Here is a 20,998-nt window from a genome sequence, read left to right as displayed (position 1 = left end):
CATATAAAAAAGGAATGATGGTTTTTAACTTAGCACAACTTCCAAATTAAGTCAACGATCAAACAAATTATCATATCACATTGTTCACAAATAAGTCAATATTCTTATATGTGCCGGTCTACGAACAGTTGTTCTTGTATACGATCCAATCCATCTCGTATTTTCATAGCCCGGACCTCGCCGACCCCATCAACTTCAACAAGCTCTTTAGGAGAGGCTTGAATCAACTTTTCCAATGTCCCGAAATCTTCCACCAAATGTTCGATGATCAGAACCGGCAGTCTCGGGATACGGCTTAGAATCCTGTAACCTCTTGGGACGATGGGATCAGACATCTTGGTGCTTGGTGAATAACCCATTAACTTCAACACTTGTTCGTCTGATAGCAGTTCCGTATTGGTGACCTCCTGCATTTTTCTCAAGATATAATATGGTTCATAATCCGGACGTTTACTGTAGTCACGCAGCAGCAATGCGGCCTCGCCTTCGATATTCGAGACCAGTTCTGTCAACTGCAGCTGAATCAACCGACCTTCGGTGCCCAGTTCATTGACATAGTTCAAAATCTCCGTTTTGGTCCGGAGCACCATTTCAATACGATGGACGACTTGGACAACTTCTGAGAAGGAGACCATATTTTCAAATTCCATCGCTCCAAGGTTCGTTACGCTCTGATCCAGGACATTTTTATACTTCTCAAGCGTCTGAATCGCCTGATTAGCTTTTGTCAAAATGACGCCTATATCTTTCAGAGAATATCTCAGGGACCCTTTATACAACGTAATCACATTTCGACGCTGAGAAATTGCGATCACGAGGGCGCCTGTCTGTTTCGCCACACGTTCCGCCGTCCGGTGCCGCATCCCCGTCTCCGTAGACAGGATGTCCGGGTCAGGCATCAACTGTGCATTTGCAAATAAGATGCGAGTCCCCTCATCATTCAGAATCAGGGCTCCATCCATTTTTGCCAGTTCGTAAAGGTGGGCAGGGGTGAAATCAGATTGGATTTGAAACCCACCATCCACAAGGTCCCGCATATGCTCCCCATACCCGAGCACAATTAATCCACCTGTCTTTGCACGCAGGACATTATCTATGCCATCCCGCAGTGGCGTCCCTGGGGCCACCAGCTGAAGAATTTCCCCAATTCCATGTTCTTTGATTTCATGCCATTCCATTATGAATCCCCCAGTGTAACCTTCATTGCCTCCTGTACGGTACTGACACCAATGACTTCGATTTGGGATGGAGGCGTCCACCCATCCATGTTCTTCTTCGGTATGATCACTCGTTTAAACCCAAGCTTCGCCGCTTCCTGAACTCTCTGCTCAATGCGGGCCACTCTACGAATTTCCCCCGTTAAGCCGACTTCACCAACGACGACATCATCTCCATTCGAAGACTGATTCCTAAAACTAGAAGCGATGCTGATTGCAACAGCCAAGTCAATCGCCGGCTCATCCAACTTCACACCACCAGCGACCTTCACATAGGCATCCTGATTTTGAAGAAGAAGCCCTGCCCTCTTTTCCAAAACGGCCATTAACAATGGGACTCGGCTGTTATCAAGACCTGTAGCCATCCGTCGTGGATTTCCATAGGCGGTTGGAGAGATGAGCGCCTGGATTTCTACAAGCACCGGCCTTGTCCCTTCCATAGAGGCGACAACAATAGAGCCTGCTGCCCCTTGGGATCGTTCTTCAAGGAAGATCTCCGAAGGATTTAGCACTTCCTCCAGGCCTTTCTCCTTCATTTCGAATATTCCCATTTCATGGGTGCTTCCAAAACGGTTCTTCACACTTCTTAAAATTCTGAACGTGTGATGGCGTTCCCCTTCAAAATAAAGAACAGCATCGACCATATGCTCGAGAAGACGCGGACCGGCAATCGAACCTTCCTTCGTAACATGCCCCACAATAAAAATAGGAATACCCTTACTTTTAGCAATTCTCATCAGTTGACTGGTACACTCTCTTACTTGTGAAACACTCCCTGGGGCAGACGTGACATCTTCCTTGAAAATCGTCTGAATCGAGTCAATAACGACGAATTTTGGATCAATCGTCTCAATTTGAGTGATAACATCCTGGAGGTTCGTTTCGGACAGGACATAGAGCTCATCCGAAGTGATGTCTAATCGTTCAGCCCGGAGCTTCGTCTGCCTGGAAGACTCCTCTCCTGATATGTAGAGGACAGGAAAATCTTTTTTTGCAATTTGCGCAGATACTTGAAGCAGCAGTGTGGATTTACCGATTCCCGCATTCCCGCCGATCAAAACTAAAGAACCAGCCACAATACCGCCACCTAAAACCCTGTTGAATTCAGGCATATCTGTCGGCATACGAGGCTCTTTTTGAGATTTTATCTGTGTAATCTTTTCTGGTTTCGTTGTTGCGGAAGTGGAGCTTGTTTGAAACACATGTCTTGAACTCGACGGGGCAGCCGTCATTTCTTCGACAAGGGTGTTCCATTGATTACACCCTGGACATTTCCCCATCCATTTAGGTGTTTCATACCCACATTCCTGGCAAACAAACTTCGTTTTTCTCTTTGCCAAGATTATCGCGCTCCTTATTTCTAATATTCTATACGAAAAAGATTGTGAATGAGTTTCACACTCATATCATTTGTATTAAATCAACCCTAATAAAAAGGATAGCGGAAGATGAAAAAAATCGGAAGGTAAACCCTTCCGATTTTTCTTGTCAGGCTCTGTTCACTATATGAATGAAACCTGTGATGTAGAAGAAAGAGGTCCTCCCCACCCGTTCATTCACTCGTGATACCAGTCTGTCATACACCCACGCCTCTATTTAATTTGTAGACTCTTGCTGCGTGTGGACGACAAAATTCTTATCGTCATCAATTTCGATTTTCACACTCTGCCCTTTTGCAATATTCTCTTTCAAGAGTTCTTCGGAGAGCAGGTCTTCGACGTTCTTCTGAATGGAGCGACGCAATGGACGTGCTCCGTATTCAGGGTCGAATCCAGATTCGGCAATATGCTGGATCGCAGCATCGGACAAGACGAAGTCGATTTCTTGTTCCTTCAAGCGTTTCCGCAGTTCCTCGACCATCAATGTTACGATATCTTTCATGTGTTTTCTCTCCAGGGAGTGAAACACGATCGTTTCATCAATACGGTTCAAGAATTCTGGACGGAAAGCTTTCTTCAGAGCATCTGTCACTTTAGACTTCATGTCTTTATAATCCTGATCGGTATCTCCCATGGAGAAGCCGACATATTTGTTTTGCTTCAATTCCTGAGCACCGACGTTCGATGTCATGATCAGTACGGTGTTACGGAAATCAACAACGCGACCTTTCGAATCCGTCAGACGACCATCTTCAAGGACTTGAAGTAAAATGTTGAATACTTCAGGGTGCGCTTTTTCGATTTCATCAAGGAGTACAACAGAGTATGGTTTGTTACGGACTTTCTCTGTTAATTGTCCTCCTTCATCATAGCCGACATAACCAGGAGGTGAACCGACTAGACGGGACGTACTGTGTTTCTCCATATACTCGGACATGTCGATTCGAATCATTGCATCTTCTTCACCGAACATGCTTTCTGCAAGCGCGCGGGCAAGTTCTGTCTTACCGACACCTGTAGGTCCAAGGAAAATGAAGGAACCGATTGGACGCTTCGGATCTTTAAGACCGGCACGGGCACGGCGGATAGCTTTAGAGATCGCTTTAACCGCTTCTTCCTGACCGATGACACGATTGTGAAGCGTGTCTTCAAGGTGAAGGAGGCGCTCACTCTCATCTTTCGTCATCTTGGAAACCGGTACTCCCGTCCAAGTGGATACTACAGATGCAATATCTTCAACGGTAACTTCGGAGTCCTCCTGCCCCTGTTTTTCCTTCCACTCATCTTTTGTTTGCTCCAATTCATCTCTCAAGCGTTGTTCGCTGTCTCGTAAGGAAGCAGCTTTTTCAAATTCCTGACTTTGAACAGCAGCATCCTTCTCTTTCCGGACTTCTTCAAGCTTCTGCTCAAGCTCTTTTAGATTTGGTGGAGCTGTATAAGAACGAAGACGGACTTTGGATGCCGCTTCATCAATCAAATCAATCGCTTTATCCGGTAGGAAACGGTCAGTGATGTAACGATCAGAGAAGCGGACCGCTGATTCGATGGAGTCGTCTGTAATCGTCACACGGTGGTGAGCTTCATATCGATCACGAAGACCTTGTAAAATCTGGATGGATTCATCAAGATTTGGTTCATCCACTTGGATCGGTTGGAAACGACGCTCAAGAGCAGCATCTTTTTCAATGTACTTGCGGTATTCATCCAGAGTGGTCGCACCGATACATTGCAGTTCTCCTCGGGCAAGTGAAGGTTTAAGGATGTTGGAAGCATCGATTGCTCCTTCTGCCCCACCTGCACCGATCAATGTGTGAAGTTCATCGATAAACAGGATGATGTTCCCTGCCTGACGAATTTCTTCCATGACCTTTTTCAAGCGGTCTTCGAATTCACCACGATATTTCGTACCTGCAACAACAGTTCCCATATCAAGTGTCATGACGCGTTTGTCGCGAAGGATTTCCGGAACTTCATTATTCATAATTTGCTGGGCCAAACCTTCTGCAATCGCCGTCTTACCAACACCCGGCTCACCTACGAGGACAGGGTTGTTTTTCGTGCGGCGGCTTAATACCTGGATCACACGTTCAATTTCCTTACTTCTCCCAATGACAGGATCTATATTGCCTTCTTTTGCAATCGCTGTAAGGTCACGTGCAAGGGAATCAAGCGTCGGGGTATTGGCATTGGCAGCCTGGGCTCCTGCTCCACCTCCACGGCGATTTTGTCCACCTGTAGACTCATTGTTCCCGAGAAGCTGCAAGACTTGCTGACGGGCTTTATTCAAGCTTACACCGAGATTATTCAGTACTCGTGCAGCGACCCCTTCTCCTTCACGGATCAATCCTAAGAGAATGTGTTCAGTGCCCACATAGGAGTGTCCTAGTTTACGAGCTTCATCCATGGACAACTCGATGACTTTTTTCGCACGTGGCGTATAATGAATCGTCTGGGAAACTTTCTCTCCCTTGCCGATCAATTTTTCAACTTCCTGCTGAATCTTGGAAGATTCAAGACCTAAAGCTGTTAAAGCTTTAGCTGCAATTCCTTCCCCTTCACTGACCAATCCTAGGAGAATGTGCTCTGTACCAATGTTATTATGTCCTAAACGAACAGCTTCTTCTTGTGCAAGTGCCAATACTTTTTGTGCTCTTTCTGTGAATCGCCCAAACATCATGGACATTCCCTCCTAACATTATTCTTCATTTTCTAATTGAAGTCTTTCTCGGATCAGGGAAGCTCTTCTAACATCCCTTTCATCCGGGGATAGAGTAGCTTTGGCGTATTGTTGTAAAAATCCCGGCTGTGTAAGAACCATCAATTCGTTCAATATCGTTCGCGGGATATGATCGATGAATCCTAGATCAATGCCCAGTCTCAGGTCAGAAAGGCATTTCGCCGCCTCCTTAGATTCTATGATTCGACTATGGGTCAAAACACCATAGGAACGAAAGATACGGTCTTCCAAATGGATGCTGGATCGAGCCATCAAAGCCTCCCGGGCCTTCCGCTCTTGTTCAATCAGCTGTTTGACGACACTGTGTAGATCCTCAACAATATCCTCCTCCGATTTACCAAGGGTCATCTGATTGGATATTTGATAAATATTACCGAGTGCCTCACTGCCTTCTCCATAAATCCCTCTCACCACCAGCCCAAGCTGGTTGATCGCAGGCGTCATCCGATTGATTTGACTGGTCATGGACAGTGCAGGGAGATGCATCATAACGGAAGCCCTCATGCCGGTACCCACATTAGTCGGGCATGACGTCAAATAGCCTCGCCTCTCATCAAAAGCATAATCCACTTTTTCCTCAAGCCAATCATCCAGTTGACTCGCCTGTTCAAGTGCCTGATCCAGTTGAAAGCCCGGGAAATACAACTGTATGCGGATATGATCTTCCTCATTAATCATGATGGAAACCTGCTCATTTTGTGAAATGAGCGAAGCTGATTTCTCTGCTTTCTCAGCCAGATGCGGGCTGATTAAATGTTTTTCCACCAGGACCCTTTTTTCCACAGGCTGCAAATCTTTCATCTGGATCAGTTCGAAGTCTTCATAATCCCGGAATGATTTCTGTTGAAATTCCTGTTGGAAAAACCTCAGAACTTCTTCCAGAGTTTCCTTAGTTGCAATAATCGGAAAAGGATGTTGTGAAAAATTCCGAGCAAGTCGTATCCGGCTGCTTAGGACAATATCGCTGTCCGGCCCTTCCTGCTTCATCCATGGACTGATTGCTTCATTCATGAATTTCTGTAATGACATTACTCTTCACCATCCTCGCCACGATGCAGCTTGTTTTCTAAAGATCTGATCTTATCTCTAACTTTCGCTGCCTCTTCGAATTCTTCCTGCTCAATTAATTGTCGAAGATTAGTTTTATGTTCTTCCACTTCTCTCTTCAGGTGCAGGTTGCCACCTTCACGCTTCGGAATCTTTCCATCGTGACTTGTGTTTCCGCTGTGAACTCGACGTAAAATCGGGTTTAATCGATCATCGAAAGTTTTATAGCAGGCGGCACACCCAAACTTTCCGATCCTTGCAAACTCTTCGTAGCTCAGCCCGCAGTTCGGACATTTCAGTTTTGGCTTTTGCGTATAAGATTGTGGGTTGTTCCCTTTTAAAGGAGAAGGTCCTTCGGAATGGAACAGACCTGAAAGGAGATCATTCAATGTAAAGTTTTCTTCTCCATAATTCATGTATCCATTGTCTTTCGCACATTGCTCACATACATGGATTTCAGACTTCTGGCCATTGACCACTTGAGTCAGATGGACGGTAGCAGGACGCTTATGACATTCCTGACACTCCATATGAATCTCTCCCTTCTCCATTTAACATTTATATTTAAGAGTAAATAACATGGCTGTCATTATACGCGCGCGTACTTCATCTCGAAGCGGTAAAGAAAAAGCAAGTACATCACGGTCAATGACACTCGCCATCAATTTGCTTTCACGATCCGTGATGATCTCATAGTCTACCAGCCGTTCAAGAATATCTATGGCTTTGGATTGAGATACATGGGGATTGATCAATTCCATCACTTCTTCAATCATCTCTGAACCTTTTCGGTGTTGAATACGGCTGATACGGATATAGCCGCCGCCACCTCTTTTACTTTCCACTATATATCCTTTTTCCACAGTAAATCGCGTTTTAATCACATAATTGATTTGAGAAGGTACACAATCGAATTTTTCAGCTAATTCACTACGCTTGATTTCAATGGCCTGATACCGGTTTTGATCCAAGATCTCCTTCAGGTAGTCTTCAATAACATCAGAGATATTCCTCATGCTCCCTCCCCCTCTTTTGACTTTGACTATCTTTGACTTTAATTTTATTATACTCATTTTCTTTTGTCATGCAACTTGTTTGTTTTAGAAGAATTACATCTTCTATGTTTCCCCGATTCATCATGAAATAAAACAAAAAAGCTGCACAGAGTCATCTGTACAGCTGGTTAGTATTGATGTCCACATTTTTCTACACCATCTATCAAAGATAGACGTTCCAAAAGATGTGACCGATCATATTTTTGACCTTTATTCAATTCGACCACGACCTTTTTTTGTTCTTGATCTAAAGCTACGATGTCGATCTTTCGAACATCCAGCTTCATCTGTTCAAAAACAGTCAGCACATGATTTACAGGGGCATCTTTACTAATCGTCACTTGATATATGTTTCTCCGGTTACCATTGAACTTTTCTTTCTCTATCTTATTTAAAAATACTAAGCTCATGAGTACAAAGATTGTAGTAACCGTTGCCACATCATACATACCAGCACCAACTACGAGCCCAATTCCAGCTACTGTCCAAATCGAAGCGGCGGTGGTCAACCCACGGATGGTCATTCCGTTGACGATAATCGTTCCGGCCCCCAGGAAACCAATTCCGCTAATGACGTACGAAGGAATACGTGCGGGATCGAATCGAACTTGTTCATATTGATCAATAAAGGATTCAAACCCGTATAAAGACAGGAGCATCATCATACATGCCCCAACACCTACAAGAATGTGGGTGCGGAATCCTGCCGAATGGTTTTTGACTTCTCTTTCAAATCCAATGAGGCCGGAAAGAATGAGGGCAAAAAATAACCGAAATACAAATAAAAGGATCTCATCGTGAAAAAAGTAAGACCAGTTCAACCTATCCCTCCTTTCTATATGTCTATGAGAGTTAATATAGAAAAAAACCAGAAGAATAATCTCCTGGTTCTTTGAAATAATGTGGCGGCGTCCTACTCTCACGGGGGTAAACCCGACTACCATCGGCGCTGAAGAGCTTAACTGCTGTGTTCGGCATGGGAACAGGTGTGACCTCTTCGCCTTCACCACCACATCAATATAAAGTTTGAGGTGAACCCTCAAAACTGGATAAGGAAACATCTTTTGAAGAAACGCTTTTCACGAACACTATCATTTCGATAGATAAGTCATCGATCCATTAGTATCCGTCAGCTCCACGTGTCACCACGCTTCCACCTCGGACCTATCAACCTCATCGTCTCTGAGGGATCTTATTTGCTTAAAGCAAAGGGAAATCTCATCTCAAGGGGGGCTTCATGCTTAGATGCTTTCAGCACTTATCCCGACCACACGTAGCTACCCAGCGATGCTCCTGGCGGAACAACTGGTACACCAGCGGTGTGTCCATCCCGGTCCTCTCGTACTAAGGACAGCTCCTTTCAAATTTCCAACGCCCACGACGGATAGGGACCGAACTGTCTCACGACGTTCTGAACCCAGCTCGCGTACCGCTTTAATGGGCGAACAGCCCAACCCTTGGGACCGACTACAGCCCCAGGATGCGATGAGCCGACATCGAGGTGCCAAACCTCCCCGTCGATGTGGACTCTTGGGGGAGATAAGCCTGTTATCCCCGGGGTAGCTTTTATCCGTTGAGCGACGGCCCTTCCATGCGGAACCGCCGGATCACTAAGCCCGACTTTCGTCCCTGCTCGACTTGTAGGTCTCGCAGTCAAGCTCCCTTGTGCCTTTACACTCTGCGAATGATTTCCAACCATTCTGAGGGAACCTTTGGGCGCCTCCGTTACCTTTTGGGAGGCGACCGCCCCAGTCAAACTGCCCACCTGACACTGTCTCCGGACCGGATCACGGTCCTGGGTTAGAATGTCCGTACAGCCAGGGTAGTATCCCACCAGCGCCTCCACCGAAGCTAGCGCTCCGGCTTCCAAGGCTCCTACCTATCCTGTACAAGCTGTACCAACATTCAATATCAGGCTACAGTAAAGCTCCACGGGGTCTTTCCGTCCTGTCGCGGGTAATGTGCATCTTCACACATAGTATAATTTCACCGGGTCTCTCGTTGAGACAGTGCCCAAGTCGTTGCACCTTTCGTGCGGGTCGGAACTTACCCGACAAGGAATTTCGCTACCTTAGGACCGTTATAGTTACGGCCGCCGTTTACTGGGGCTTCGGTTCAACGCTTCGCATAAGCTAACGCATTCCCTTAACCTTCCAGCACCGGGCAGGTGTCAGCCCCTATACTTCGCCTTACGGCTTCGCAGAGACCTGTGTTTTTGGTAAACAGTCGCTTGGGCCTTTTCACTGCGGCTCCTCGGCAGAGGAGCACCCCTTCTCCCGAAGTTACGGGGTCATTTTGCCGAGTTCCTTAACGAGAGTTCTCCCGCTCACCTTTGGATCCTCTCCTCGCCTACCTGTGTCGGTTTGCGGTACGGGCACCTCTTTCCTCACTAGAGGATTTTCTTGGCAGTGTGAACTCAGGAGCTTCGGTACTTTATTTCCCTCCCCATCACAGCTCAACGTTGCCGGACGGATTTGCCTATCCGACCGTCTCACTGCTTGGACGCGCACATCCAGTGGCGCGCTCTCCTTATCCTCCTGCGTCCCCCCGTCGTTCAAACGGAAAGGAGGTGGTACAGGAATATCAACCTGTTGTCCATCGCCTACGCCTTTCGGCCTCGGCTTAGGTCCCGACTAACCCTGAGAGGACGAGCCTTCCTCAGGAAACCTTAGGCATTCGGTGAAAGAGATTCTCACTCTTTTTTCGCTACTCATACCGGCATTCTCACTTCTAAGCGCTCCACCAGTCCTTACGGTCTGACTTCACGGCCCTTAGAACGCTCTCCTACCACTGATCATAAGATCAATCCGCAGCTTCGGTGGTGTGTTTAGCCCCGGTACATTTTCGGCGCAGAGTCACTCGACCAGTGAGCTATTACGCACTCTTTGAATGATGGCTGCTTCTAAGCCAACATCCTGGTTGTCTAAGCAACTCCACATCCTTTTCCACTTAACACACACTTTGGGACCTTAGCTGGCGGTCTGGGCTGTTTCCCTCTCGACCATGAACCTTATCACCCACGGTCTGACTCCCAGAACAAAGTCGATGGCATTCGGAGTTTGACTGAATTCGGTAACCCGATAGGGGCCCCTCGTCCAATCAGTGCTCTACCTCCATGACTTTCTATTCTGAGGCTAGCCCTAAAGCTATTTCGGAGAGAACCAGCTATCTCCGTGTTCGATTGGCATTTCACCCCTACCCACACCTCATCCCCGTAATTTTCAACTTACGTGGGTTCGGGCCTCCAGTCAGTGTTACCTGACCTTCACCCTGGACATGGGTAGATCACACGGTTTCGGGTCTACGACCGCATACTCACTCGCCCTATTCAGACTCGCTTTCGCTGCGGCTCCGCTTCTGCTGCTTAACCTCGCATACGGTCGTAACTCGCCGGTTCATTCTACAAAAGGCACGCCGTCACCCATTAACGGGCTCCGACTACTTGTAGGCACACGGTTTCAGGTTCTCTTTCACTCCCCTTCCGGGGTGCTTTTCACCTTTCCCTCACGGTACTGGTTCACTATCGGTCACTAGGGAGTATTTAGCCTTGGGAGATGGTCCTCCCGGATTCCGACGGAATTCCTCGTGTTCCGCCGTACTCAGGATCCACTCCGGAGAGAGAAAGATTTCGACTACAGGGCTGTTACCTGCTCTGGCTGATCGTTCCAGATCGATTCGCCTATCTTCCTCTTTGGTAACTCCAATGGAGTGTCCTACAACCCCAGAAAGCAAGCTTTCTGGTTTGGGCTGATTCCGTTTCGCTCGCCGCTACTTGGGAAATCGCGTTTGCTTTCTCTTCCTCCGGGTACTTAGATGTTTCAGTTCCCCGGGTGTGCCTTCCTATACCTATGGATTCAGTATAGGATGCTGTCCCATTACGAACAGCGGGTTTCCCCATTCGGAAATCTCCGGTTCAAAGCCTACTTACGGCTCGCCGGAGCATATCGGTGTTAGTCCCGTCCTTCATCGGCTCCTAGTACCAAGGCATCCACCGTGCGCCCTTATTCACTTAACTATCTTCGTGAAAAGACGTTTACAATTTCAATTAGATGTCTTGTCATCAATTGCCTCATCGTTAGATGAAACAATGATTCCTTATCCAGTTTTCAAGGTTCACAAGTTGAAAGATCGTTTGATCTCTCAAAACTGAACAACCAACACAGTACGTTTCCGTAATATCCTTAGAAAGGAGGTGATCCAGCCGCACCTTCCGATACGGCTACCTTGTTACGACTTCACCCCAATCATTGGCCCCACCTTCGGCGGCTGGCTCCAAAAAGGTTACCTCACCGACTTCGGGTGTTGCCAACTCTCGTGGTGTGACGGGCGGTGTGTACAAGGCCCGGGAACGTATTCACCGCGGCATGCTGATCCGCGATTACTAGCGATTCCGGCTTCATGCAGGCGAGTTGCAGCCTGCAATCCGAACTGAGAATGGTTTTATGGGATTTGCTACACCTCGCGGCTTCGCTGCCCTTTGTACCATCCATTGTAGCACGTGTGTAGCCCAGGTCATAAGGGGCATGATGATTTGACGTCATCCCCGCCTTCCTCCGGTTTGTCACCGGCAGTCACCTTAGAGTGCCCAACTGAATGCTGGCAACTAAGATTAGGGGTTGCGCTCGTTGCGGGACTTAACCCAACATCTCACGACACGAGCTGACGACAACCATGCACCACCTGTCACTTGGTCCCCGAAGGGAAATCCCTATCTCTAGGGAGGTCCAAGGATGTCAAGACCTGGTAAGGTTCTTCGCGTTGCTTCGAATTAAACCACATGCTCCACCGCTTGTGCGGGCCCCCGTCAATTCCTTTGAGTTTCAGCCTTGCGGCCGTACTCCCCAGGCGGAGTGCTTAATGCGTTAACTTCAGCACTAAGGGGTGGAAGCCCCCTAACACCTAGCACTCATCGTTTACGGCGTGGACTACCAGGGTATCTAATCCTGTTTGCTACCCACGCTTTCGCACCTCAGCGTCAGAAACAGACCAGAGAGTCGCCTTCGCCACTGGTGTTCCTCCACATATCTACGCATTTCACCGCTACACGTGGAATTCCACTCTCCTCTTCTGTCCTCAAGTTCCCCAGTTTCCAATGACCCTCCACGGTTGAGCCGTGGGCTTTCACATCAGACTTAAGGAACCGCCTGCGCGCGCTTTACGCCCAATAATTCCGGACAACGCTTGCCCCCTACGTATTACCGCGGCTGCTGGCACGTAGTTAGCCGGGGCTTCCTCGTTAGGTACCGTCAAGGTACCGCTCTATTCGCACGGTACTTGTTCTTCCCTAACAACAGAACTTTACGATCCGAAGACCTTCATCGTTCACGCGGCGTTGCTCCGTCAGACTTTCGTCCATTGCGGAAGATTCCCTACTGCTGCCTCCCGTAGGAGTCTGGGCCGTGTCTCAGTCCCAGTGTGGCCGATCACCCTCTCAGGTCGGCTACGCATCGTCGCCTTGGTGAGCCGTTACCTCACCAACTAGCTAATGCGCCGCGGGCCCATCTGTAAGTGATAGCGAGAAGCCATCTTTCAACTTTCCTTCATGCGAAAGAAAGTATTACCCGGCATTAGCCCCGGTTTCCCGGGGTTATTCCGATCTTACAGGCAGGTTGCCCACGTGTTACTCACCCGTCCGCCGCTCGTTCCACGAGCTTCACCCCGAAGGGATCCACTCGCTTCCCGCGCTCGACTTGCATGTATTAGGCACGCCGCCAGCGTTCGTCCTGAGCCAGGATCAAACTCTCCATAAAAGTTAAGTTTGACTTGCTCATTTGCACACCGAATGTGCTTTGTTTCAAATCTCTTCTATAAAGAAGAAATGTTTTGACGTACTGGTTGGTTCGTTCAGTTTTCAAAGATCAAATAAAGATAATTGGTGGAGCCTAGCGGGATCGAACCGCTGACCTCCTGCGTGCAAAGCAGGCGCTCTCCCAGCTGAGCTAAGGCCCCATTATTTTAGGGATGGTCGGGAAGACAGGATTCGAACCTGCGACCCCTTGGTCCCAAACCAAGTGCTCTACCAAGCTGAGCTACTTCCCGTTATAATGGCGCGCCCGAGAGGAGTCGAACCCCTAACCTTCTGATCCGTAGTCAGACGCTCTATCCAATTGAGCTACGGGCGCATATTTGTTTATGGTGCCGAGGGCCGGACTCGAACCGGCACGGTGGAAACCCACCGCAGGATTTTAAGTCCTGTGCGTCTGCCAATTCCGCCACCCCGGCCTGGCAAGTTTTATGTTAAACGTTGGTGTTAATATTAAGTAGCTTGGTTGTAATTTGGAGCGGAAGACGGGATTCGAACCCGCGACCCCCACCTTGGCAAGGTGGTGTTCTACCACTGAACTACTTCCGCATAAAGTGCGGGTGGAGGGACTTGAACCCCCACGCCGTGAAGCACTAGATCCTAAATCTAGCGTGTCTGCCAATTCCACCACACCCGCAAATGAATGGTGAGCCATGAAGGATTCGAACCTTCGACCCTCTGATTAAAAGTCAGATGCTCTACCAGCTGAGCTAATGGCTCATATCAATATCAGTCAGCGACGGCAACTAATGGTGCCGGCCAGAGGACTTGAACCCCCAACCTACTGATTACAAATCAGTTGCTCTGCCAGTTGAGCTAGGCCGGCTAACTTGATAAGAAATGGTGGAGGATGCAGGGTTCGAACCTGCGACCCCTTGCTTGTAAGGCAAGTGCTCTCCCAGCTGAGCTAATCCTCCGGATTAATATGAAATTAAGATCAAGGCTTGGCAGCGTCCTACTCTCACGGGGGTAAACCCGACTACCATCGGCGCTGAAGAGCTTAACTGCTGTGTTCGGCATGGGAACAGGTGTGACCTCTTCGCCTTCACCACCAAACCTTTTTTCAAGGACAAGATATATTATATTGTCCTTTGAGCAAAATTTCAAGGGTTAATTTCAAGTTTTTTTGAAAACCCTCAAAACTGGATAAGGAAACATCTTTTTGAAGAAACGCTTTTCACGAACACTATCATTTCGATAGATAAGTCATCGATCCATTAGTATCCGTCAGCTCCACGTGTCACCACGCTTCCACCTCGGACCTATCAACCTCATCGTCTCTGAGGGATCTTATTTGCTTAAAGCAAAGGGAAATCTCATCTCAAGGGGGGCTTCATGCTTAGATGCTTTCAGCACTTATCCCGACCACACGTAGCTACCCAGCGATGCTCCTGGCGGAACAACTGGTACACCAGCGGTGTGTCCATCCCGGTCCTCTCGTACTAAGGACAGCTCCTTTCAAATTTCCAACGCCCACGACGGATAGGGACCGAACTGTCTCACGACGTTCTGAACCCAGCTCGCGTACCGCTTTAATGGGCGAACAGCCCAACCCTTGGGACCGACTACAGCCCCAGGATGCGATGAGCCGACATCGAGGTGCCAAACCTCCCCGTCGATGTGGACTCTTGGGGGAGATAAGCCTGTTATCCCCGGGGTAGCTTTTATCCGTTGAGCGACGGCCCTTCCATGCGGAACCGCCGGATCACTAAGCCCGACTTTCGTCCCTGCTCGACTTGTAGGTCTCGCAGTCAAGCTCCCTTGTGCCTTTACACTCTGCGAATGATTTCCAACCATTCTGAGGGAACCTTTGGGCGCCTCCGTTACCTTTTGGGAGGCGACCGCCCCAGTCAAACTGCCCACCTGACACTGTCTCCGGACCGGATCACGGTCCTGGGTTAGAATGTCCGTACAGCCAGGGTAGTATCCCACCAGCGCCTCCACCGAAGCTAGCGCTCCGGCTTCTAAGGCTCCTACCTATCCTGTACAAGCTGTACCAACATTCAATATCAGGCTACAGTAAAGCTCCACGGGGTCTTTCCGTCCTGTCGCGGGTAATGTGCATCTTCACACATAGTATAATTTCACCGGGTCTCTCGTTGAGACAGTGCCCAAGTCGTTGCACCTTTCGTGCGGGTCGGAACTTACCCGACAAGGAATTTCGCTACCTTAGGACCGTTATAGTTACGGCCGCCGTTTACTGGGGCTTCGGTTCAACGCTTCGCATAAGCTAACGCATCCCCTTAACCTTCCAGCACCGGGCAGGTGTCAGCCCCTATACTTCGCCTTACGGCTTCGCAGAGACCTGTGTTTTTGGTAAACAGTCGCTTGGGCCTTTTCACTGCGGCTCCTCGGCAGAGGAGCACCCCTTCTCCCGAAGTTACGGGGTCATTTTGCCGAGTTCCTTAACGAGAGTTCTCCCGCTCACCTTAGGATCCTCTCCTCGCCTACCTGTGTCGGTTTGCGGTACGGGCACCTCTTTCCTCACTAGAGGATTTTCTTGGCAGTGTGAACTCAGGAGCTTCGGTACTATATTTCCCTCCCCATCACAGCTCAACGTTGCCGGACGGATTTGCCTATCCGACCGTCTCACTGCTTGGACGCGCACATCCAGTGGCGCGCTCTCCTTATCCTCCTGCGTCCCCCCGTCGTTCAAACGGAAAGGAGGTGGTACAGGAATATCAACCTGTTGTCCATCGCCTACGCCTTTCGGCCTCGGCTTAGGTCCCGACTAACCCTGAGAGGACGAGCCTTCCTCAGGAAACCTTAGGCATTCGGTGAAAGAGATTCTCACTCTTTTTTCGCTACTCATACCGGCATTCTCACTTCTAAGCGCTCCACCAGTCCTTACGGTCTGACTTCACGGCCCTTAGAACGCTCTCCTACCACTGATCATAAGATCAATCCGCAGCTTCGGTGGTGTGTTTAGCCCCGGTACATTTTCGGCGCAGAGTCACTCGACCAGTGAGCTATTACGCACTCTTTGAATGATGGCTGCTTCTAAGCCAACATCCTGGTTGTCTAAGCAACTCCACATCCTTTTCCACTTAACACACACTTTGGGACCTTAGCTGGCGGTCTGGGCTGTTTCCCTCTCGACCATGAACCTTATCACCCACGGTCTGACTCCCAGAACAAAGTCGATGGCATTCGGAGTTTGACTGAATTCGGTAACCCGATAGGGGCCCCTCGTCCAATCAGTGCTCTACCTCCATGACTTTCTATTCTGAGGCTAGCCCTAAAGCTATTTCGGAGAGAACCAGCTATCTCCGTGTTCGATTGGCATTTCACCCCTACCCACACCTCATCCCCGTAATTTTCAACTTACGTGGGTTCGGGCCTCCAGTCAGTGTTACCTGACCTTCACCCTGGACATGGGTAGATCACACGGTTTCGGGTCTACGACCGCATACTCACTCGCCCTATTCAGACTCGCTTTCGCTGCGGCTCCGCTTCTGCTGCTTAACCTCGCATACGGTCGTAACTCGCCGGTTCATTCTACAAAAGGCACGCCGTCACCCATTAACGGGCTCCGACTACTTGTAGGCACACGGTTTCAGGTTCTCTTTCACTCCCCTTCCGGGGTGCTTTTCACCTTTCCCTCACGGTACTGGTTCACTATCGGTCACTAGGGAGTATTTAGCCTTGGGAGATGGTCCTCCCGGATTCCGACGGAATTCCTCGTGTTCCGCCGTACTCAGGATCCACTCCGGAGAGAGAAAGATTTCGACTACAGGGCTGTTACCTGCTCTGGCTGATCGTTCCAGATCGATTCATCTATCTTTCTCTTTGGTAACTCCAATGGAGTGTCCTACAACCCCAGAAAGCAAGCTTTCTGGTTTGGGCTGATTCCGTTTCGCTCGCCGCTACTTGGGAAATCGCATTTGCTTTCTCTTCCTCCGGGTACTTAGATGTTTCAGTTCCCCGGGTGTGCCTTCCTATACCTATGGATTCAGTATAGGATGCTGTCCCATTACGAACAGCGGGTTTCCCCATTCGGAAATCTCCGGGTCAAAGCCTACTTACGGCTCGCCGGAGCATATCGGTGTTAGTCCCGTCCTTCATCGGCTCCTAGTACCAAGGCATCCACCGTGCGCCCTTATTCACTTAACTATCTTCGTGAAAAGACGTTTACAATTTCAATTAGATGTCTTGTCATCAATTGCCTCATCGTTAGATGAAACAATGATTCCTTATCCAGTTTTCAAGGTTCACAAGTTGAAAGATTCTTTGATCTCTCAAAACTGAACAACCAACACAGTACGTTTCCGTAATATCCTTAGAAAGGAGGTGATCCAGCCGCACCTTCCGATACGGCTACCTTGTTACGACTTCACCCCAATCATTGGCCCCACCTTCGGCGGCTGGCTCCAAAAAGGTTACCTCACCGACTTCGGGTGTTGCCAACTCTCGTGGTGTGACGGGCGGTGTGTACAAGGCCCGGGAACGTATTCACCGCGGCATGCTGATCCGCGATTACTAGCGATTCCGGCTTCATGCAGGCGAGTTGCAGCCTGCAATCCGAACTGAGAATGGTTTTATGGGATTTGCTACACCTCGCGGCTTCGCTGCCCTTTGTACCATCCATTGTAGCACGTGTGTAGCCCAGGTCATAAGGGGCATGATGATTTGACGTCATCCCCGCCTTCCTCCGGTTTGTCACCGGCAGTCACCTTAGAGTGCCCAACTGAATGCTGGCAACTAAGATTAGGGGTTGCGCTCGTTGCGGGACTTAACCCAACATCTCACGACACGAGCTGACGACAACCATGCACCACCTGTCACTTGGTCCCCGAAGGGAAATCCCTATCTCTAGGGAGGTCCAAGGATGTCAAGACCTGGTAAGGTTCTTCGCGTTGCTTCGAATTAAACCACATGCTCCACCGCTTGTGCGGGCCCCCGTCAATTCCTTTGAGTTTCAGCCTTGCGGCCGTACTCCCCAGGCGGAGTGCTTAATGCGTTAACTTCAGCACTAAGGGGTGGAAGCCCCCTAACACCTAGCACTCATCGTTTACGGCGTGGACTACCAGGGTATCTAATCCTGTTTGCTACCCACGCTTTCGCACCTCAGCGTCAGAAACAGACCAGAGAGTCGCCTTCGCCACTGGTGTTCCTCCACATATCTACGCATTTCACCGCTACACGTGGAATTCCACTCTCCTCTTCTGTCCTCAAGTTCCCCAGTTTCCAATGACCCTCCACGGTTGAGCCGTGGGCTTTCACATCAGACTTAAGGAACCGCCTGCGCGCGCTTTACGCCCAATAATTCCGGACAACGCTTGCCCCCTACGTATTACCGCGGCTGCTGGCACGTAGTTAGCCGGGGCTTCCTCGTTAGGTACCGTCAAGGTACCGCTCTATTCGCACGGTACTTGTTCTTCCCTAACAACAGAACTTTACGATCCGAAGACCTTCATCGTTCACGCGGCGTTGCTCCGTCAGACTTTCGTCCATTGCGGAAGATTCCCTACTGCTGCCTCCCGTAGGAGTCTGGGCCGTGTCTCAGTCCCAGTGTGGCCGATCACCCTCTCAGGTCGGCTACGCATCGTCGCCTTGGTGAGCCGTTACCTCACCAACTAGCTAATGCGCCGCGGGCCCATCTGTAAGTGATAGCAAGAAGCCATCTTTCAACTTCCCTTCATGCGAAAGAAAGTATTACCCGGCATTAGCCCCGGTTTCCCGGGGTTATTCCGATCTTACAGGCAGGTTGCCCACGTGTTACTCACCCGTCCGCCGCTCGTTCCACGAGCTTCACCCCGAAGGGATCCACTCGCTTCCCGCGCTCGACTTGCATGTATTAGGCACGCCGCCAGCGTTCGTCCTGAGCCAGGATCAAACTCTCCATAAAAGTTAAGTTTGACTTGCTCATTTGCACACCGAATGTGCTTTGTTTCAAATCTCTTCTATAAAAGAAGAAATGTTTTGACGTACTGGTTGGTTCGTTCAGTTTTCAAAGATCAAAATGTTGTTTGCCGCTTCAAAACAGCGACTTAATTAATATATCATTTTCGGTTGTTTTCGTCAACAACTTTTTAATGATTTATTTTGTTAAGCCGTTGCGGCTTGCCGCTCTCTTAACGCGACAAATAATAATATACCATGGCTATTCCAACCACGCAATAGTTTTTCTGTAAAAAGATAATTCAAATTATTACTTTCCCCATAAGATCGTTTCAATGGACTAAAAAACAATCCCCCCGGGTTTCTCCGGAGGGATTGTTATCTTAAGATTCTCTGTTTCTCATCTGCGGGAACAATAAAACGTCACGAATAGATGGTGAATCTGTCAGAAGCATAACTAAACGATCAATGCCGATTCCAAGTCCACCTGTTGGAGGCATTCCGTATTCAAGTGCTTCCAAGAAGTCATCGTCCATCATATGTGCTTCATCGTTTCCTTCTTCTCTTTCTTTCAACTGAGCTTCGAACCGTTCTCTTTGATCAATCGGGTCATTTAACTCAGAGAATGCATTTGCATGTTCGCGTCCAACAATGAACAATTCGAAACGGTCTGTGAATCTTGCATCCTCTGTGTTCTTTTTCGCCAGAGGGGAAATTTCTGTCGGATGCCCATAAATGAAGGTAGGTTGAATAAGCTTCTCTTCTACAGTCTGTTCGAAGAATTCATTTACGATATGACCGAAAGTCATCGTGTCTTTAATGTCAATGCCATGTTCTTTCGCGAGTTCCTTCGCACGTTCATCAGACATCTGCTCCCAGAAATCTACGCCTGTTTCTTCTTTAATAGCATCAACCATATGAAGACGGGTCCACTCAGGTTCCAAATCAATTTCCTGTTCATTGTAGGAAACTTTTGTAGAACCAAGAACTTCTTTTGCAATGTGGGCCACCATATTTTCCGTCAAATTCATGATGTCATGGTAGTCTGCGTATGCTTCATATAGTTCAATCATTGTAAACTCAGGATTATGACGAGTAGAAATACCTTCATTACGGAATACGCGTCCAATCTCATACACTTTTTCCAAACCACCAACGATTAGACGTTTTAAATGAAGTTCGATCGCGATACGCATATACAACTGCATATCCAGGGCATTGTGGTGTGTAATGAAAGGACGGGCAGAAGCACCACCGGCGATGCCGTGCATCAAAGGCGTTTCTACTTCTAAGAAACCAAGTCCGTCCAAGTAACGGCGCATCGATTGAATGATTTTACTACGCAGAACAAATGTATCTCGGCTGTCCGGGTTTGTTATGAGGTCCAAATAACGCTGGCGGTAGCGTTGTTCAACATCTTGCAGACCGTGGAACTTTTCAGGAAGCGGTCGAAGAGACTTCGTAAGTAACTGGTAGTCAGATGCTTTAACGGAAAGTTCTCCAACATTTGTCTTGAACATTACTCCTGAAACCCCGACGATATCTCCCAAATCCGCAGATTTGAATAAGTTATCGTAAGCTTCTTCTCCGATTTCATCTTTACGGACGTAAAGTTGAATTTGTCCAGTCAAGTCCTGAATATGGGCAAAACCTGCTTTTCCTTTTCCACGCTTTGTCATAATCCGTCCGGCAATTGTTGCTGGGAACTGTTTTTCTTCTAATTCCTCTTTTGTATATTCATCATACTTTTCTATTAAATCTTGAGCATAATCTGTGCGGTCGAATTTATCACCGAATGGATCAACGCCCTGGTCACGGTGAGTGTTCATCTTATCGCGACGCACCCGCATATGTTCATTGAGTTCTTCTGTCATTGCTATCACTCCATTCCCTGGTCTTTTTGGGTAGTTACCGTTACA

General features: G+C 48.6%; 8 protein-coding genes, 9 tRNA genes and 6 rRNA genes. All 23 read right to left on the bottom strand.

Going from position 1 to position 20,998, the window contains the following annotated elements:
- Positions 1 to 104: 104 nt before the first annotated feature.
- Entirely contained in the window at positions 105 to 1,178 is a 1,074-nt protein-coding gene (gene disA / locus ACXADE_RS00385) for a DNA integrity scanning diadenylate cyclase DisA (protein ID WP_474978578.1), read from the bottom strand.
- A complete protein-coding gene (gene radA / locus ACXADE_RS00380) occupies positions 1,178 to 2,557 on the bottom strand; it encodes a DNA repair protein RadA (protein WP_474978577.1) in 1,380 nt (459 codons plus the stop codon). Before radA ends, disA begins: the two co-directional genes overlap by 1 nt.
- A 256-nt stretch (positions 2,558 to 2,813) precedes the next feature.
- Positions 2,814 to 5,273: an ATP-dependent protease ATP-binding subunit ClpC gene (gene clpC / locus ACXADE_RS00375; RefSeq protein ID WP_474978576.1), complete on the bottom strand. Its 2,460-nt coding sequence runs from the start codon at positions 5,271 to 5,273 to the stop codon at positions 2,814 to 2,816.
- An 18-nt stretch (positions 5,274 to 5,291) separates the two neighbouring features.
- On the bottom strand, positions 5,292 to 6,362 hold the full coding sequence (locus ACXADE_RS00370) for a protein arginine kinase (protein ID WP_474978575.1): 1,071 nt from the start codon (positions 6,360 to 6,362) through the stop codon (positions 5,292 to 5,294).
- The gene (locus ACXADE_RS00365) at positions 6,362 to 6,910 is read right to left on the bottom strand and encodes a UvrB/UvrC motif-containing protein (RefSeq protein ID WP_474978574.1); all 549 of its coding nucleotides are present in this window, start codon (positions 6,908 to 6,910) and stop codon (positions 6,362 to 6,364) included. The genes ACXADE_RS00370 and ACXADE_RS00365 overlap by 1 nt, the downstream gene beginning before the upstream one ends.
- A gap of 21 nt (positions 6,911 to 6,931) precedes the next feature.
- Positions 6,932 to 7,396, bottom strand: a complete 465-nt coding sequence (locus tag ACXADE_RS00360; RefSeq protein ID WP_474978573.1) for a CtsR family transcriptional regulator — start codon at positions 7,394 to 7,396, stop codon at positions 6,932 to 6,934.
- 167 nt (positions 7,397 to 7,563) lie between these two features.
- Positions 7,564 to 8,256, bottom strand: a complete 693-nt coding sequence (locus ACXADE_RS00355; protein ID WP_474978572.1) for an MgtC/SapB family protein — start codon at positions 8,254 to 8,256, stop codon at positions 7,564 to 7,566.
- 79 nt (positions 8,257 to 8,335) lie between these two features.
- Positions 8,336 to 8,449, bottom strand: a 5S ribosomal RNA gene (gene rrf / locus ACXADE_RS00350).
- A gap of 85 nt (positions 8,450 to 8,534) precedes the next feature.
- Positions 8,535 to 11,450: ribosomal RNA gene (locus ACXADE_RS00345) — 23S ribosomal RNA — on the bottom strand.
- Positions 11,451 to 11,620: 170 nt separating this feature from the next.
- A 16S ribosomal RNA gene (locus ACXADE_RS00340) occupies positions 11,621 to 13,185 on the bottom strand.
- Positions 13,186 to 13,308: 123 nt separating this feature from the next.
- A tRNA-Ala gene (locus tag ACXADE_RS00335) sits at positions 13,309 to 13,384 on the bottom strand.
- A 13-nt stretch (positions 13,385 to 13,397) separates the two neighbouring features.
- Positions 13,398 to 13,474: transfer RNA gene (locus ACXADE_RS00330), tRNA-Pro, on the bottom strand.
- Between the two features lie 6 nt (positions 13,475 to 13,480).
- A tRNA-Arg gene (locus tag ACXADE_RS00325) sits at positions 13,481 to 13,557 on the bottom strand.
- Between the two features lie 11 nt (positions 13,558 to 13,568).
- Positions 13,569 to 13,657 (bottom strand) — tRNA-Leu (locus ACXADE_RS00320).
- 55 nt (positions 13,658 to 13,712) lie between these two features.
- A tRNA-Gly gene (locus tag ACXADE_RS00315) sits at positions 13,713 to 13,787 on the bottom strand.
- Positions 13,788 to 13,793: 6 nt separating this feature from the next.
- A tRNA-Leu gene (locus ACXADE_RS00310) sits at positions 13,794 to 13,875 on the bottom strand.
- A gap of 7 nt (positions 13,876 to 13,882) precedes the next feature.
- Positions 13,883 to 13,958, bottom strand: a tRNA-Lys gene (locus ACXADE_RS00305).
- Between the two features lie 30 nt (positions 13,959 to 13,988).
- Positions 13,989 to 14,064, bottom strand: a tRNA-Thr gene (locus ACXADE_RS00300).
- Positions 14,065 to 14,079: 15 nt separating this feature from the next.
- Positions 14,080 to 14,155 (bottom strand) — tRNA-Val (locus ACXADE_RS00295).
- 25 nt (positions 14,156 to 14,180) lie between these two features.
- Positions 14,181 to 14,294, bottom strand: a 5S ribosomal RNA gene (gene rrf / locus ACXADE_RS00290).
- 141 nt (positions 14,295 to 14,435) lie between these two features.
- Positions 14,436 to 17,351, bottom strand: a 23S ribosomal RNA gene (locus ACXADE_RS00285).
- 170 nt (positions 17,352 to 17,521) lie between these two features.
- Positions 17,522 to 19,086, bottom strand: a 16S ribosomal RNA gene (locus tag ACXADE_RS00280).
- The 16S, 23S and 5S rRNA genes sit together here with 9 tRNA genes alongside, the layout of an rRNA operon.
- Before the next feature lie 376 nt (positions 19,087 to 19,462).
- Positions 19,463 to 20,953, bottom strand: a complete 1,491-nt coding sequence (lysS, locus tag ACXADE_RS00275; protein ID WP_474978571.1) for a lysine--tRNA ligase — start codon at positions 20,951 to 20,953, stop codon at positions 19,463 to 19,465.
- Positions 20,954 to 20,998 lie beyond the last annotated feature (45 nt).

The organism is Halobacillus sp. ABR2_026 (assembly GCF_056158545.1).
The sequence above is the reverse complement of the archived record's forward strand: the minus strand, read 5'-3'. Positions and strand labels throughout refer to the sequence as shown.

Bases quoted from the DNA above. Each gene is read 5' to 3' on its own strand.
- disA (WP_474978578.1), bottom strand. From the start codon at position 1,178: ATGGAATGGCATGAAATCAAAGAACATGGAATTGGGGAAATTCTTCAG.
- clpC (WP_474978576.1), bottom strand. From the start codon at position 5,273: ATGATGTTTGGGCGATTCACAGAAAGAGCACAAAAAGTATTGGCACTT.
- ACXADE_RS00370 (WP_474978575.1), bottom strand. From the start codon at position 6,362: ATGTCATTACAGAAATTCATGAATGAAGCAATCAGTCCATGGATGAAG.
- ACXADE_RS00365 (WP_474978574.1), bottom strand. From the start codon at position 6,910: ATGGAGTGTCAGGAATGTCATAAGCGTCCTGCTACCGTCCATCTGACT.
- ACXADE_RS00360 (WP_474978573.1), bottom strand. From the start codon at position 7,396: ATGAGGAATATCTCTGATGTTATTGAAGACTACCTGAAGGAGATCTTG.
- lysS (WP_474978571.1), bottom strand. From the start codon at position 20,953: ATGACAGAAGAACTCAATGAACATATGCGGGTGCGTCGCGATAAGATG.